The organism is Azospirillum tabaci, assembly GCF_014596085.1.
Classification (GTDB): Bacteria; Pseudomonadota; Alphaproteobacteria; order Azospirillales; family Azospirillaceae; genus Azospirillum; species Azospirillum tabaci.
The window spans coordinates 1-14611 of record NZ_JACCJY010000026.1; the positions used below are offsets into that span (position 1 = coordinate 1).

14 protein-coding genes are annotated in these 14611 nt (G+C 69.3%); 11 read left to right on the plus strand and 3 right to left on the minus strand.

All coding sequences use genetic code 11. The features are described 5' to 3' along the window. Window positions 1-108 precede the first annotated feature (108 nt). Together mgrA and H0B54_RS21390 are read right to left on the minus strand one after the other, a co-directional pair. Window positions 109-1149 carry an L-glyceraldehyde 3-phosphate reductase gene (mgrA, locus tag H0B54_RS21385; RefSeq protein ID WP_188262009.1) on the minus strand — a complete coding sequence of 347 codons (1041 nt, stop codon included), beginning with the start codon at window positions 1147-1149 and terminating at the stop codon, window positions 109-111. A 274-nt stretch (window positions 1150-1423) separates the two neighbouring features. After that, complete coding sequence (locus H0B54_RS21390) at window positions 1424-2215, minus strand: GntR family transcriptional regulator (RefSeq protein WP_094306111.1); 792 nt, start codon at window positions 2213-2215, stop codon at window positions 1424-1426. A gap of 265 nt (window positions 2216-2480) precedes the next feature. Here H0B54_RS21390 and H0B54_RS21395 point away from each other — a divergent pair, with 265 nt between their 5' ends. The 3 genes from H0B54_RS21395 (at window position 2481) to H0B54_RS21405 (ending at window position 6242) form a co-directional block, all read left to right on the plus strand. Beyond that, a complete protein-coding gene (locus H0B54_RS21395; protein ID WP_014199988.1) occupies window positions 2481-2915 on the plus strand; it encodes a methylglyoxal synthase in 435 nt (144 codons plus the stop codon). A gap of 230 nt (window positions 2916-3145) precedes the next feature. Beyond that, window positions 3146-4549, plus strand: coding sequence for a glucuronate isomerase (uxaC, locus tag H0B54_RS21400; protein WP_188262010.1), 1404 nt, complete (start codon window positions 3146-3148; stop codon window positions 4547-4549). Between the two features lie 169 nt (window positions 4550-4718). Continuing rightward, window positions 4719-6242, plus strand: coding sequence for a UxaA family hydrolase (locus H0B54_RS21405; RefSeq protein ID WP_188262011.1), 1524 nt, complete (start codon window positions 4719-4721; stop codon window positions 6240-6242). 128 nt (window positions 6243-6370) lie between these two features. Here the strand turns inward: H0B54_RS21405 and gcvA are convergent, their stop codons facing one another. Continuing rightward, on the minus strand, window positions 6371-7285 hold the full coding sequence (gene gcvA / locus H0B54_RS21410) for a transcriptional regulator GcvA (protein ID WP_188262012.1): 915 nt from the start codon (window positions 7283-7285) through the stop codon (window positions 6371-6373). A gap of 125 nt (window positions 7286-7410) precedes the next feature. On the opposite strand from gcvA, the gene H0B54_RS21415 reads away from it, so the two are divergent. From H0B54_RS21415 to H0B54_RS21450, 8 genes are all read left to right on the plus strand, one after another. Then, window positions 7411-8163, plus strand: coding sequence for a TSUP family transporter (locus H0B54_RS21415; RefSeq protein WP_246472671.1), 753 nt, complete (start codon window positions 7411-7413; stop codon window positions 8161-8163). A 290-nt stretch (window positions 8164-8453) separates the two neighbouring features. Then, window positions 8454-8621, plus strand: a complete 168-nt coding sequence (locus H0B54_RS21420) for a hypothetical protein (protein ID WP_172428649.1) — start codon at window positions 8454-8456, stop codon at window positions 8619-8621. 53 nt (window positions 8622-8674) lie between these two features. Next, on the plus strand, window positions 8675-9646 hold the full coding sequence (locus tag H0B54_RS21425; RefSeq protein WP_094306106.1) for a Bug family tripartite tricarboxylate transporter substrate binding protein: 972 nt from the start codon (window positions 8675-8677) through the stop codon (window positions 9644-9646). 68 nt (window positions 9647-9714) lie between these two features. Beyond that, window positions 9715-10692: a Bug family tripartite tricarboxylate transporter substrate binding protein gene (locus tag H0B54_RS21430; RefSeq protein ID WP_246472672.1), complete on the plus strand. Its 978-nt coding sequence runs from the start codon at window positions 9715-9717 to the stop codon at window positions 10690-10692. Between the two features lie 69 nt (window positions 10693-10761). Beyond that, on the plus strand, window positions 10762-11250 hold the full coding sequence (locus tag H0B54_RS21435; RefSeq protein WP_188262014.1) for a tripartite tricarboxylate transporter TctB family protein: 489 nt from the start codon (window positions 10762-10764) through the stop codon (window positions 11248-11250). A 92-nt stretch (window positions 11251-11342) separates the two neighbouring features. Beyond that, window positions 11343-12875, plus strand: a complete 1533-nt coding sequence (locus H0B54_RS21440; RefSeq protein WP_188262015.1) for a tripartite tricarboxylate transporter permease — start codon at window positions 11343-11345, stop codon at window positions 12873-12875. A gap of 27 nt (window positions 12876-12902) precedes the next feature. Beyond that, a complete protein-coding gene (locus tag H0B54_RS21445; protein WP_188262016.1) occupies window positions 12903-13574 on the plus strand; it encodes a TerC family protein in 672 nt (223 codons plus the stop codon). 13 nt (window positions 13575-13587) lie between these two features. Then, window positions 13588-14466, plus strand: a complete 879-nt coding sequence (locus H0B54_RS21450; protein ID WP_188262017.1) for a universal stress protein — start codon at window positions 13588-13590, stop codon at window positions 14464-14466. The last annotated feature ends 145 nt before the right edge of the window (window positions 14467-14611 follow it).

A 14611-nucleotide genomic window follows, 5' to 3' on the forward strand; every position in this document is an offset into this window, starting at 1 on the left:
CCCTCTGCCCCCCCCCCCCCCTCATGCGCGGAGGCGCTTCCCAGGGGCAATGAAAAAGGGCCGCGCCGGCATCCCGGCGCGCCCCTTTTCAATTCCGCCTGCGACGGGTCAGCCCGCTTCGGCGTTCGAGGAGTTCTGCCACAGGTTCAGTCCGCCATCGACGGCGTGGCGGTCGATCTCGGCCAGTTCCTCCGGCGTGAAGGCGGTGTTCTTCAGCGCGTCGAGCGAGTTGTCGAGCTGCTCCACGTTGCGGGCGCCGATCAGGGCGGAGGTCACCCGCGGGTCGCGCAGCACCCAGGCGATGGCCATCTGGGCCAGCGTCTGGCCGCGCCGCTGGGCGATGGCGTCCAGGGCGCGCACCCGCTCCAGATTCTCCGGCGACAGGAAATGCGCCTTCAACGTGCCGCCCTTGGCGGCGCGGGCGTCGGTGGGCTGGCCGTTCAGATACTTGGTGGTCAGCATGCCCTGGGCCAGCGGCGAGAAGGCGATGCAGCCGATCCCGGTCTCCTCCAGCGCGTCGAGCAGCCCGCCCTCGATCCAGCGGTTCAGCATCGAGTAGGACGGCTGGTGGATCAGGCAGGGCGTGCCGAGATCCTTGAGGATCGCCGCCGCCCGCCGCGTCATCTCCGGCGAGTAGGAGGAGATGCCGACATAGAGCGCCTTGCCCTGCCGCACGGCGTGGTCGAGCGCGCCCATCGTCTCCTCCAGCGGGGTGCGCGGATCGACGCGGTGCGAGTAGAAGATGTCCACATAGTCGAGCCCCATGCGCTTGAGGCTCTGGTCCAGGCTGGCCGTCAGGTACTTGCGCGAGCCCCAGCTTCCGTAGGGACCGGGCCACATGTCGTAGCCGGCCTTGGTGGAGACGATCAGCTCGTCGCGGTGGGCCTTGAAATCGGTCGCCAGGACGCGCCCGAAATTCTCCTCCGCCGAGCCCGGTGGCGGGCCGTAGTTGTTGGCGAGGTCGAAATGGGTGACGCCGCGGTCGAAGGCGCGGCGCAGCACGGCGCGCCCGGTCTCGAACACGTCGGTGCCGCCGAAATTCTGCCACAGCCCCAGCGAAATGGCCGGCAGGTCGAGCCCGCTCCGCCCGCTGCGGCGGTAGGTCATGGCGGTGTAGCGGGCCGGATCGGCGCGGTAGAGCGATTGCATCGCGGTCTCCTGGCTGTCTTGCGCGGTGTGGGAGGAACGTGACTGATATATTAGCCCACAGATGCATCCGAACACCAACAGCGCAAGCCAGCAGTCAGTCCTAAGAATGCCGCGATGCCCTCTCCCGCCCCGGGAGAGGGTGGCGCCGAAGGCGCCGGGTGAGGGTACATCCAAGGATTACGCATCAGCCCATTGCCGATACCCTCACCCTTCCCGCGCCTTGCGCGGGCCCCTTCCCTCTCCCGGGACGGGAGAGGGGATGTGTGCAATGACGTCAGACCGGTTCCGCCTCGTCTTCCGAGGGGGCGGTGAAATAGAGCGGGTTGGCCTTCTGCGCGTCGGCGATGGTGACCTGCAGATAGTCCAGATGCAGGTCGATGGCCTTCGCCGCCGCCTCCGGGTCGTTGTTGGCGATGGCCTCGATGATGACCGAATGCTCGGCGATCACGTCCGGCACGCGGCCCAGGACCGGCAGGGTCAGCAGGCGGTAGCGGTCCACCTGCACCTTCACCTGCTGCGTCAGGTTCCAGAATCCGGGATAGCCGGCGGTCTCCGCCAGCAGCGCATGAAAGGTCTCGTCGGCCTGGTGGAAGCCCTCGAAATTCTGGGCGGCCTCCATCTCGCGCTGGAGTTCCAGGTTGGCGCGCAGCTTGGCGATCTGGCTGCGGGTGGCGCGCTTGGCGGCGTAGCGGACGGTCGCCTCCTCCAGCGCCTTGCGGATGGCGATGGCTTCCGGCAGGGCGCCCAGCGGGATGCGGGAGACGAAGGTGCCCGATTGCGGAAAGATCTCGATGAGTCCCTCGTCCGCCAGACGCAGCACGGCCTCGCGCACCGGGGTGCGGCTGACGCCGTAATCCTGGGCGATCACCTTCTCCGCGACCGGCTCGCCCGGCTTGCGGCGGAGCGAGACGATCTCGTTGCGCAGGTCGCGGTAGATTGTCGCCGCCACGGTGGTGCCGCGCTGGGCCGGACGGGCGACCGCCGCCGCCGTGCGGCGCCGGGTCCGCGTCTTGACGCCCTCCGCCTGTTCCGAATCCACCGCCGATGTCTGCGCCGCCTTTTTCAACACCCGCTCCTGCCAGGAAAATTCAGGGCGCCGGATTCCCGGACGTCGGACACCGGCGTCGAACCCACTGGTTCACGCCGCAGACGGTCCGCCCTTCATCGCAATATACTAATACCCGGCGGGGTGGGTCAAACCCCTTGACCCCGCGCGGCGCCCCGGTTCCGCGCCAGTTTGTCCCACCGGGAAGCGCGTTGCGCCACCCATCAGTATACTAGTATATTGAAAAAAGCTCCACCGCGGAGCGCACAGCGCAAGGACCGTCACCGTGGACCGCAAACGCATCGCCCTCGTCGCCCACGACGCCCGCAAGCCCGACCTGATCGGCTGGCTCGGCGCCAACATCCACGCGCTGGAGGGCAACGTCTTCTGGTCCACCGGGACCACCGGCCGGCTGGTCCGGGAAGCCCATCCCCAGCTGGACATCACCTCGCTGAAGAGCGGTCCGCTGGGCGGCGACCAACAGATCGGCGCGATGATCGCGGAGGGCCGGATCGACCTTCTCGTCTTCTTCGTCGACCCGATGACCGCCCAGCCCCACGACGTGGACGTGAAGGCGCTGACCCGCCTCGCCACGCTCTACAACATCCCGATGGCCTGCAACGAGGCGACCGCCGACATGGTGATCTCTTCCCCCCTCTTCACCAGCGGCTACCGCCCGCGGGCCGTGGACTTCGCCGCCCACGATTCGCGCCGCCTCTGACCGGCTTCCATTGAGCTGATTCCTCTTGAGTTGGCCGTTTCCTCTTGAATTGGCCGGCGCGCAGGCAGAATTGTGGGCGAGACGCACAAAGTCCTTGCATCGGGAACTGATATATTAATATATTCCGACATGCGGGGCACGACCGGCGCCGCTCAGGGCGCCACACCCGAACCACCCATTCAAATGGGCACCGGACCCCTGTCCGGCATCCCTCTTTCCGGAGATGAACGATGCTCCACCCCGACCGCCTCTTCCCCAGCGATCCCACGCAGCGCGACATCGCGCGCCGGCTGTACGCGGAGGTGGGCCACCTGCCGATCATCAGCCCGCACGGCCACACGGACCCGTCCTGGTTCGCCAAGAACGAGGCGTTCCCGAACCCGGCGTCGCTGTTCGTGGTGCCCGACCATTACGCCTTCCGCATGCTCTACAGCCAGGGCGTGACGATGGAGAGCCTGGGCGTGCCGCGCAAGGACGGCGGGGCGGTGGAGAGCGACCCGCGCAAGATCTGGCGCCTGCTGGCGCAGAACTGGCATCTGTTCCGCGGCACCCCGACGCGCATGTGGCTCGACCACGCCTTCGAGACGGTGTTCGGCGTGACGGAGCGTCTGAGCGGGGCCAGCGCCGACCGCATCTTCGACCAGATCGACGCCTGCCTGCAGAAGCCGGAGTTCCTGCCGCGCGCCCTGTTCGAGCGCTTCAACATCGAGCTGCTGGCGACCACCGAGTCGCCGCTCGACACGCTGGAGCATCACCGCGCCATCCGCGAGAGCGGCTGGAAGGGCCGCGTCATCACCGCCTTCCGCCCCGACCCGGTCGTCGATCCGGAGTTCGAAGGCTTCCAGGCCAATGTGGAAACCCTGGGCGCGCTGTCCGGTGAGAACACCTCGACCTGGGCCGGCTACCTCGCCGCCCTGCGCAACCGCCGCCAGTATTTCAAGGAGGTCGGGGGCGCCACCTCGACCGACCACGGCCATGCCACGGCGACCACCGCCGACCTGTCGGACGCCGACGCCGAGCGGCTGTTCGAAAAGGCGCTGCGCGGCACCATCACGGCGGCCGAGGCGGAGATCTTCCGCGGCCAGATGCTGACCGAGATGGCCAAGATGAGCCTGGACGACGGGTTGGTCATGCAGATCCACCCCGGCAGCTTCCGCAACCACAATCCCGGCGTCTTCGAGCGCTTCGGCCGCGACAAGGGCGCCGACATCCCGACCGGCACCGAGTATGTGCGGGCGCTGAAGCCGCTGCTCGACCGCGTCGGCAACGAGCGCGACCTGACCATCATCCTCTTCACGCTGGACGAGACCAGCTACGCCCGCGAGCTGGCGCCGCTGGCCGGCCATTACCCGGCGCTGCGCGTCGGCCCGGCCTGGTGGTTCCACGACAGCCCCGAGGGCATGCGCCGCTACCGCGAGATGATCACGGAGACGGCGGGCTTCTACAACACGGTCGGCTTCAACGACGACACGCGCGCCTTCTGCTCCATCCCGGCCCGCCACGACGTGGCCCGCCGCGTGGACTGCGCCTTCCTGGCCCGGCTCGTCGCCGAGCACCGGCTGGAGGAGGACGAGGCCGCGGAGCTGGCAGTGGATCTCGCCTACACGCTGGCGAAGAAGGCTTACAAGCTCTGATCCAGCCCCCTCTCCCGCCCCGGGAGAGGGTGGCCCGAAGGGCCGGGTGAGGGCCGTGCAAGGGTCGAGATGTTTATCCTTGCCGGCACCCTCACCCTCCCGCCCCAACGCGGCGGGGCCCCCCCTCTCCCCGGGCGGGGGAGGGGACTTCAGGAAAAAGAACAACACCATGGCATCGCTGACCATCCGCCTGCATCCCGCGGACAACGTCGTCGTTGCCGGCGCCGACCTGCCGGAGGGCACTCCCCTGCCCGACACCGACGTCGTCGCCCGGACCACGATCCCCTCCGGCCACAAGGTCGCGGTGCAGGCGATCGCGGTCGGCGAGCCGGTGCGCAAGTACAACCAGGTCATCGGCTTTGCGACCGCCCCCATCGCGCCGGGCGACCATGTCCATGTCCACAACATCGGCATGGGCGACAGCTTCGAGCGTGACCACGCCTTCGGCGCCGACTCCCACCCCACGGACTTCGTGCCGGAGGCCGAGCGCGCCACCTTCCAGGGCATCGTCCGTCCGGACGGACGCGTGGCGACCCGCAACTACATCGGCATCCTGACCACGGTGAACTGCTCGGCCACCGCGGCGCGGATGATCGCCGACCAGTTCCGCGGCGACGCGCTGGCCGCCTACCCCAACATCGACGGGGTGGTCGCGCTGACCCACGCCTACGGTTGCGGCATGGGTTCCCAGGGCGACGCCATCGACGCGCTGCGCCGGACCATCGCCGGCTACGCCCGCCATCCGAACTTCGCCGCCGTGCTCGTGCTCGGCCTCGGCTGCGAGGTGAACCAGATCGACAAGCTGGTCGAGGTCGAGGGGCTGACCGTCGGCGACACGCTGCAGACGCTGGCGATCCAGGAGAGCGGCGGCACCGCCGCCACCGTGCGGGCGAGCGTGGAGCGCATCCGCGCGCTGCTGCCGCGCGTCAACGACGTGAAGCGCGAGACCGTGCCGGCCAGCCACCTGATCCTGGCGCTGCAATGCGGCGGGTCGGACGGCTATTCGGGGATCACCGCCAACCCGGCGCTGGGCCACGCCGTGGACCTGCTGATCCGCAACGGCGGCACCGCGGTGCTGAGCGAAACGCCGGAGGTCTACGGCGCCGAGCATCTGCTGACCCGCCGCGCCGTTAGCCCGGCGGTCGGCGAGACGCTGGTCGAGCGCATCCGCTGGTGGGAGGACTACACCAGCCGCACCGGCGGTGAGATGAACAACAACCCGTCCCCCGGCAACAAGAAGGGCGGCCTGACCACCATCCTGGAGAAGTCGCTGGGCGCGGTCGCCAAGGCCGGCACGACCAACCTCGTCGAGGTGGTGCGCTACGCCGAGCCGATCACCGGGCCGGGCCTCGTCTTCATGGACACGCCGGGCTACGACCCGGTGTCGGCCACCGGGCAGGTGGCGGGCGGCGCCAACGTGCTGTGCTTCACCACGGGACGCGGTTCCGTCTTCGGCTGCAAGCCGACGCCGTCGCTGAAGCTCGCCACCAACACGCCGCTCTACCGCAAGATGACCGACGACATGGACATCGACTGCGGCCCCATCGCCACAGGCGACGCCACCATCGAGGAGGTCGGGCGGGCGATCTTCCAGCTCGTCCTCGACACCGCGTCGGGCAAGAAGACCAAGAGCGAGGAGCTGGGCTTCGGCTCCGACGAGTTCACCCCTTGGCAGATGGGCGCCGTCATGTGAGCGAAAGGGCTTGCGCCAAGAGTGATATACTAGTATAAGTGTTTTCGTTCGGTTATCCTTTGAAACCCAGTCGGCAGGCCGCACCGTGCGCGCGTCCCCGCCGAGTGACGTTTCTCCAAAGTGCGACTTCAGACCGCCGGGGCACGCTCCGGCGGTCTTTTCTTTTCAGGGTCCGGCGATCCGACCGCGGCGCGCAGCCAGTCCCGGAAGACGGTGAAGCCCGGCTCCCGGTGCCGCGCCGGCCGCGAGACCAGATACCACGCCCGCCCCATCGGCACGGCCAGCGCGAAGGGCGTGACCAGCCGGCCCGCCGCCAGATCGTCGGCAATGTAGAGCCGCGCCCCCAACGCCACCCCCACCCCGTCCGCCGCCGCCTGCAAGGTCATGGCGTAGCTGCCGAAGGACAGCCCCTTCACGGCCGGCGGCGCCAGCCCCGCCGAGGCGAACCACTGCGGCCAGTCGTCCGCCCAGTGCGACACCGAGAGCAGCGTCGCCGACAGCAGATCCTCCGGACGGCGCAGGCTCCGCGCCAGGGCGGGCGCGCAGACCGGCAGCATGTCGGCGGTGAACAGCTCTTCCACCTCGTAGCCCGGCCAATGCCCGTCGCCCAGCAGCAGGGCGCAGGTCCAGTCCTCGCGGATCGGCGCGCCGGCGCCGCCGGTGGCGATGCGCACCTCCACGTCGGGGTGGCGCTCGTGGAAGGCCGACAGGCGCGGAATCAGCCAGCGCACCGCGAAGGTGGCGCCCACTCCCAACGTCAGCACCGGGCCGTCGCGCATGGCGGCGACCCGCTCGACGCTGTCCGCGATCGCGTCGAAGGCGCCGGTCAGGCCGGGTTGCAGCGCCCGCCCGCGGTCGGTCAGTTCCAGCGCGTTGGCCCGCCGCTCGAACAGCGGGAAGCCCATGCGCTCCTCCAGCAGGCGCACCATGCGGCTGACCGCGGCCTGTGAGACGTTCAGCTCGCTCGCCGCCCCGGTGAAGCTGCCATGGCGGGCCGCGGCCTCGAACGCCCGCAGGGCGTTCAGCGATGGCAGGCGCCGCATCCGATCCCCTCCTCCATGCACCCCAACATTTCCTGGGGGTCAGCATCAGACAATCCCGTTTGCGGCGCAAGCGCGCCAGGGGCATCATGCCGTTCACAGCCAAAGAAAACTTTCGGATGAGCGGGATGCTGACGGTTCCCCTGACACTCGGACTCGGCCTTGCGGCATTGGTGACCTCGTTCCTGTCGGGCCTGTTCGGCATGGCCGGCGGCATGGTCCTGATGGGGCTGCTGCTGGTTCTGCTGCCGGTGTCCTCCGCCATGCTGTTGCACGGGATCACGCAGATGACCGCCAACGGCTGGCGGGCGTGGCTGTGGCGGCGGCACGTGCAATGGGGGATCGTGGCCCAGTTCCTGTTGGGCGGGGCGGTGGCGGTCGCCGTCTTCACCCTGATCCGCTATGTGCCCGGCAAGGCGGAGTCGCTGATCGTGCTGGGGCTGTCGCCCTTCATGGCGATGGCGGTTCCGTCGCACTGGTCGCCGAACGTGTCGCGGCGCGGCCACAGCACATTGGCCGGCGTCCTGTGCATGGGCGTGCAACTGATCGCCGGCATCTCGGGGCCGCTGCTCGACGTCTTCTTCGTGAAGTCCAGCCTGCCGCGGCAGAGCGTCGTCGCGACCAAGGCGACGATGCAGGTCTTCGGCCACCTGTTCAAGACGGTCTATTTCGGCTCCCTCGTCGCGGCGTCGGAGGCGGAGGCGCTGGACGTCACGGTGACGCTCGTCTGCATCGGCATGGCCGTTCTGGGCACCAACCTGTCGCGCCGCGTGCTCGACGCCATGAGCGACGCCCAGTTCCGCACCTGGAGCCAGCGTCTGGTCGCCCTGACCGGCACCATCTATCTCGGCCAGGGGCTGTTCCTGCTGGTGGTGGGGTAGGTTCGGGGGGTATTGCCCCCACCCCGGCCCTCCCCCGCTGACGCAGGGGAGGGAGATTTTGGCAAAGCGGCGGCAGTTCCCTCCCCTGCGAAGCGGGGGAGGGTTAGGGAGGGGGCAAGGCTGCCTCCTCCCCATCACCCCGGCGGGGGGAAAACCGCCGAAGACCGGTCTCCGCCTCTTCCGGGTGGAGCGCCGAAATTTTGCGTGCCCGGACGGTGGCTGACAGGTTCATGACAGGTTCGCCTGTTAAACAGTTTGAACAACCAACCACCGTTCCCGGAAACTCCACCATGGCGACCGAATCCGCAGCCAGGACGTCGGCGAAAACCACGGCGAAGACCGCATCGGCGGACGAGCGGACCCCGCTCTTTTATGGCGCCGCCTGCGGCGCGGGGGCCGGCGGCTCCGTCCTCCTCTACGAGGTGCGTCCGCAGCGCCCCACCGCCAAGGCACCGTAAGGCGCGCCAAGCGCCATCCTAGAAAAACAAAAAGTCCATTCGGAGGAAACACCATGAGCCTCGGCAACCCCGCCAAGGGGATGCTGGCGGCGGCCGTGCTGGCCGCTGCCGCCCTCTTCGCCGTTCCCGCGTCCGCGGAGATCAAGAACCTGGAGATCATCGCCCCCGCCAACGCCGGCGGCGGCTATGACCAGCACGCGCGCGCCATGCAGCAGGTCCTGCAGGACCACAAGCTGGCCTCCAGCGTCCAGGTGGTCAACATTCCGGGAGCCGGCGGCACCATCGGCCTCAGCCAGTTCGTCACCGCCAAGAAGCGCAACCCCGGCCTGATGATCTCCGGGCTCGGCATGATCGGGGCGATCCTGATCAACAAGTCGCCGGTGTCGCTCGATCAGGTGACCCCGCTGGCCCGCCTGACCGGCGAGTACCAGCCCATCGTCGTGGCCGCGGATTCGCCGCTGAAAACGCTCGACGACCTCGTCAAGAAGTTCAAGGCCGATCCGGGCTCCGTCTCCTGGGGCGGCTTCGCCGTCGGCAGCCCCGACCACATCCTCTACGGCCTGCTGGTCAAGGCGATCGGGGGCGACGTGTCCAAGATGAACTACATCGCCGCCGGAGCGGGCGGCGAGATGATGGCCTCGGTGCTCGGCGGCCACATCACCGTGGCGACCGGCGGCTACAACGAGATGGCCTCGCAACTCCAGGCCGGAAAGCTGCGCGCGCTGGCGATCTCCGCCCCGCAGCGCATCCCCGGCATCGACGTCCCGACCTTCAAGGAGCAGGGCGTGGATGTCGAGCTGGTGAACTGGCGCGCCGTGATGGCGCCGGGGAACCTGAAGGCGTCGGAGAAGCAGGCCCTGGACGACGCGGTCGGCGCCATGGTCCGCACCGACGAGTGGAAGCGCATCGCCGAGGAGCGCGGCTGGATCGACCTCTACCTGCCGTCCGACCGCTTCGCCGCCTTCGTGAAGGACGAGCGGACGCGGATCGAAGGCGTCCTGACCGAGTTGGGCCTCGTCAAGTGACCGGACCCCGGCGGTGGCCCGCCGGGAGCAAAGCATCAAAACAAAACACACGCATGGAGCGAAGCGTCATGACCATCCGCATGCCGGGCGCCGTGAAGGGCGTCCTGACCGCCGCGGTTCTCGCCACGGCCTCCCTCGCCGCCACCCCGTCGCTGGCCGAGATCAAGGGACTGGAGATCATCGCCCCGGCGAGCCCCGGCGGCGGCTGGGACCAGCACGCCCGCACCCTCCAGCAGGTTCTCCAGGACCAGAAGCTGGCTTCCAACATCCAGGTTGTGAACATCCCCGGCGCCGGCGGCACGGTCGGCCTCGCCCAGTTCGTCACCGCCAAGAAGCGCACGCCGACGGTGCTGGTCGGCGGCCAGATCATGCTGGGCGCCATCGTCACCAACAAGTCGGCGGTGACGCTCGACCAGGTGACCCCGCTGGCCCGGCTGACCGGTGAATACACGGCCATCGTCGTTCCCCCGGATTCGCCCATCAAGACCTTCGGCGACCTGATCCAGAAGTTCAAGGCGGACCCCGGCTCGGTCTCCTGGGGCGGTGGCTCGGCGGGCGGCAGCGACCAGATCCTGGCCGGCCTGATCGCCAAGTCGGTCGGCGTCGATCCGAACAAGGTCAACTACGTCGCCACCGCGGGCGGCGGCGAGCTGCTGGCCTCCGCGCTCGGCGGCCATGTCACGCTCGGCATGGGCGGCTACAGCGAGTTCGCCCCGCAGTTCCAGGCGGGCAAGCTGCGCGCCATCGCCGTCTCCGCCCCGCAGCGCCTGCCGGGCTCCGACACGCCGACCATGAAGGAGCAGGGCGTCGACCTGGAGTTCGTCAACTGGCGCGGCGTCTTCGCCCAGTCCTCCGCCAAGCCGGCGGAGCTGAAGGAACTCCAGGAGGCCGTCGCCAAGGCCGTCGCCAGCGACGAGTGGAAGCAGGCCGTGAAGCAGCGCGGCTGGATCGACCTCTACCAGCCCTCCGCCGAGTTTGCCTCCTTCCTGAAGCAGGAGCGCGCGCAGATCGAGGGCACGCTGAAGGACATCGGTCTGGTGAAGTAAGGACCGAACATGGTGGGCGCGGTCGCCGCGCCCACCGGTCCGCAAAAAACAGTCTGGGAGGATGAAGCGATGACCACCGGTCGGAGCATGCGCGCCGGAGAGGCGGTGCTGGGCGGCGGGCTGATCGCCCTTGGGGGCTTGATCGCGGTCGAGACCATGCTGACCCCGAGCGTCGGCCGGGCGGTGGTCGGCCCCGCCCTGTTCCCCTACCTGATCTCGGGCGGCCTCGTCCTGGTCGGCCTGTCCCTGCTGCGCGAGGCCTTCGCCGGAGCCGTCGCCCACGCCGAAGGGCTGGAACTGGACCTCTGGGCGGTGGCGCTGGTCGCGGCGGGGCTGGCCGTCCAGTTCCTGCTGCTCGACACGCTGGGCTGGATACCCTCCACCACCATCCTCTTCGCCGCGGTCTCCCGCGCCTTCGGCGGCCGGCGGCTCCTGGTCAATCTGGCCATCGGACTGGCGCTCGCCGCCTTCACCTTCGTGGCCTTCAATTACGGGCTCGGCCTGAACCTGCCCGAGGGCAGCATCGTCGAACGGCTCACGTCCCCCGACGCCGAGTAGGAACGCCGGACAAGCCCTGCTGCGGGCCCCTGCTTCGGGCCCCCGCTTCGGGCCCCCGCTTCGGGCCCCCGCTTCGGGAAGGAAACTGCACTATGGACACCCTTGCCGCCCTGGGCCACGGCTTCCTCGTGGCGCTGACGCCCTACAACCTGCTGTGGTCGGCGATCGGCGTGACGGTTGGCACCGCGGTCGGCGTGCTGCCCGGCATCGGCCCGGCGCTGACCGTGGCGCTGCTGCTGCCGGTCACCTACGGGCTGGAGCCGACCTCCGCTTTCATTATGTTCGCCGGCATCTATTACGGCGCGATGTACGGCGGCTCCACCACTTCGATCCTTCTGAACGCGCCGGGCGAGTCCGGCAGCATCGTCACCGCCATCGACGGCCACGCCATGGCCCGCCAAGGCCGCGGCGCCCAGGCGCTGGCGACCGCCGCCATCGGCTCCTTCATCGCCGGCACCATCGCCACCGCGGCGCTGACCTTCGTCGCCCCGCTGATGGTCAAGCTGGCCCTGCTGTTCGGCCCGGCCGAGTATTTCGCGCTGATGGTGCTGGCCCTGACCACCGTCACCGCGGTGCTGGGAAGCTCGCTGGCGCGCGGTCTGGCCAGCCTGTTCCTAGGGCTGGCGCTGGGTCTGGTCGGCATCGACATGCAGACCGGTCAGGCGCGGCTGGCCTTCGGCGTGCCCGAGCTGCTCGACGGCATCGACACGGTGGTCGTCGCGGTCGGCCTGTTCGCGGTGGGCGAGACGCTCTACGTCGCCTCCCGCCACCGCTTCGAGACGGAGGAGATCTACGCGCTCAAGGGCTCCAAATGGATGAGCCGAGAGGACTGGGGGCGCTCGTGGAAGCCATGGCTGCGCGGCACGTTGCTCGGCTTCCCCATCGGCACCCTGCCGGCGGGCGGCAGCGAGATCCCGACCTTCCTGTCCTATCTGGTCGAGAAGCGTCTGGCGAAGAAGCCGGAGGAGTTCGGCAAGGGCGCCATCGAGGCCGTCGCCGGTCCGGAGGCCGCCAACAACGCGTCGGCCGCCGGCGTGCTCGCCCCGCTGCTGTCGCTCGGCCTGCCGACCTCGGCGACCGCCGCCATCATGCTGGCCGCCTTCCAGCAATACGGCCTGCAGCCCGGCCCGACGCTGTTCGACAACAACCCCGAATTGGTCTGGGGCATGATCGCCAGCCTCTACATCGGCAACGTGCTCCTGCTGGTGCTGAACCTGCCGCTGGTCGGCTTCTGGGTCAAGCTGCTGCTGATCCCGCGGCCCTGGCTGTACGCCGGCATCCTGGTCTTCTCGTCGCTCGGCGCCTACACGCTGAACAACAACGTCATCGATCTGGTCATCCTGTGGGTGATCGGCCTGCTCGGCTTCGGCATGCGCGTGCTGAACGTGCCGGTGGCGCCCTGCGTGGTCGGGCTGATCCTGGGACCGCTGGCCGAACAGCAGTTCCGCCGGGCGCTGGCGATCAGCCAGGGCGACCCGTCGGTCTTCCTGACGCACCCGATCTCGGCGGCCCTGCTGATCATCGCGGCCCTGCTGGTGATCGGCCCGATGATCCTGCGCCACCGGAGCAACGGGGCGGGCAAGAACGACAGCGCCTCGCCATCCGGCACCCATCCCGCGACGTAAGACCGCCCTCCTTCGAAGGACTTCTCCATGGAAAGCGTCGATCTCTGGTCCCAGCTCGCCGCCTTGGGACAGGTCATCGCCATCGACCTCGTGCTGGCCGGCGACAACGCCATCGTGGTCGGCATGGCCGCCGCCGCGGTGCCGCTGGCGCAGCGCCGCAAAGTGATCTTCTGGGGCATCGGCGCCGCCATTGCCCTGCGCATCTTCTTCGCCCTGATCACCACGCAGCTTCTCGCCATCATCGGGCTGACCCTGGCCGGCGGCGTGCTGCTGCTGTGGGTGTGCTGGAAGATGTTCCGCGAGCTGCGCTCCCACGGGACGGACGAAGTGGCGCCCGACGAGGCGATGGACGCCCCCGACACGCCGGTGGGCGTGTCCGGAAACGCCGCCGCCGGTGCTGCGGTGGGCGGCGTCACGGTGGGCGCGGCGATCTGGCAGATCGTTGTGGCGGACGTGTCGATGTCGCTCGACAACGTGCTGGCGGTGGCAGGCGCCGCCAAGGACCATCCAACCATCCTGGTGATCGGCCTGCTGCTGTCCGTCGTTCTGATGGGGGCGGCGGCCAACATGATCGCGCATGTCCTGCACAAGCACCGCTGGGTCGGCTGGGTCGGTCTCGTCATCATCACCTATGTGGCGCTCGACATGATCTGGCGCGGCAGCAACGAAGTCCTGATGCACACCTCCTGGCTATCGTGACGGAGCGCTTCCGATGATCAAGAAGGTTCTCGTTCCCCTGACCGGACGGCCGCTGGACCGCCGCGCCATCGCCACGGCCTTTCTGCTCGCCGACCGCTTCCGCGCCCATGTGGAGGGGTTGAACGTCATGCCGCAGGTCGAAATCCGCACCTCCGTGGAAAGCGCCGCGATCCCCAAGGCGCTGGTCGAGCAGCTCATCCGCATCGGGCAGGAGGATCAGGCGCGGGTGGTCGACTCCGCCCATGGCCTGTTCGAGGAGTTCCGCAGCCGCTTCGGCGCCGCGGAGGCGGACAGCCTGACCGGTGGGGGCGAGGACGCGGACGGCCTGTCCGCCTCCTGGCAGCAGGCGACCGGCCCGCTGGCCGAAACCCTGGCGGAGGAAGCCCGGCTCGCCGATCTGGTGGTGATCGCCCAGACCTCCGACGGGACCAACGCCATGGGACCGGCCATCGAGGCCACCCTGTTCGGCTCCGGCCGCCCGCTGCTGCTGGCGCCGGCGGCCGAACCGGCATCGGTCGGGTCCGCGGCGGCGGTGGCCTGGGACGGCGGGGCGGCGGCCTCGCGGGCGGTCGCGGCGGCGCTGCCGCTTCTGCAACGCGCCGGCAAGGCGGTCATCCTGTCGGCGGAGGTCGCCGACCCCGGGCGCGCCGCCGATCCCGACCGCCTGTCGGCCTATCTCGCGCTGCACGGCGTCGCGGCGTCGATCCGCAGGGTCGCGGCGTCGGGCCGCGCGGTCGGGCGGGCCTTGCAGGAGACGGCGGCGGAGGCCGGCTGCGACCTGCTGGTGATGGGCGCCTACGGCCACAGCCGCGTCCGTGAACGGGTGTGGGGCGGCGTGACGCTCGACGTGCTGCGCGAACCGCCCGCCATTCCCATCTTCATGGCGCACTGATACACGGACTCAATTCCCCTCGCCCCTCCGGGGAGAGGGTTGGGGTGAGGGGGTTGCGCATTTGCCGGACATCCGCCACGCGCATCCCCTCACCGGCCCTTCGGGCCACCCTCTCCCCGCCTTCGGCGGACCGAAGGTCCGCCTG

What these genes read in the sequence shown, in the direction of transcription:
- mgrA (WP_188262009.1), bottom strand. Translation starts at nt 1,149, where the DNA reads ATGCAATCGCTCTACCGCGCCGATCCGGCCCGCTACACCGCCATGACC.
- uxaC (WP_188262010.1), top strand. Translation starts at nt 3,146, where the DNA reads ATGCTCCACCCCGACCGCCTCTTCCCCAGCGATCCCACGCAGCGCGAC.
- H0B54_RS21405 (WP_188262011.1), top strand. Translation starts at nt 4,719, where the DNA reads ATGGCATCGCTGACCATCCGCCTGCATCCCGCGGACAACGTCGTCGTT.
- gcvA (WP_188262012.1), bottom strand. Translation starts at nt 7,285, where the DNA reads ATGCGGCGCCTGCCATCGCTGAACGCCCTGCGGGCGTTCGAGGCCGCG.
- H0B54_RS21415 (WP_246472671.1), top strand. Translation starts at nt 7,411, where the DNA reads ATGCTGACGGTTCCCCTGACACTCGGACTCGGCCTTGCGGCATTGGTG.
- H0B54_RS21420 (WP_172428649.1), top strand. Translation starts at nt 8,454, where the DNA reads ATGGCGACCGAATCCGCAGCCAGGACGTCGGCGAAAACCACGGCGAAG.
- H0B54_RS21425 (WP_094306106.1), top strand. Translation starts at nt 8,675, where the DNA reads ATGAGCCTCGGCAACCCCGCCAAGGGGATGCTGGCGGCGGCCGTGCTG.
- H0B54_RS21430 (WP_246472672.1), top strand. Translation starts at nt 9,715, where the DNA reads ATGACCATCCGCATGCCGGGCGCCGTGAAGGGCGTCCTGACCGCCGCG.
- H0B54_RS21435 (WP_188262014.1), top strand. Translation starts at nt 10,762, where the DNA reads ATGACCACCGGTCGGAGCATGCGCGCCGGAGAGGCGGTGCTGGGCGGC.
- H0B54_RS21440 (WP_188262015.1), top strand. Translation starts at nt 11,343, where the DNA reads ATGGACACCCTTGCCGCCCTGGGCCACGGCTTCCTCGTGGCGCTGACG.
- H0B54_RS21445 (WP_188262016.1), top strand. Translation starts at nt 12,903, where the DNA reads ATGGAAAGCGTCGATCTCTGGTCCCAGCTCGCCGCCTTGGGACAGGTC.
- H0B54_RS21450 (WP_188262017.1), top strand. Translation starts at nt 13,588, where the DNA reads ATGATCAAGAAGGTTCTCGTTCCCCTGACCGGACGGCCGCTGGACCGC.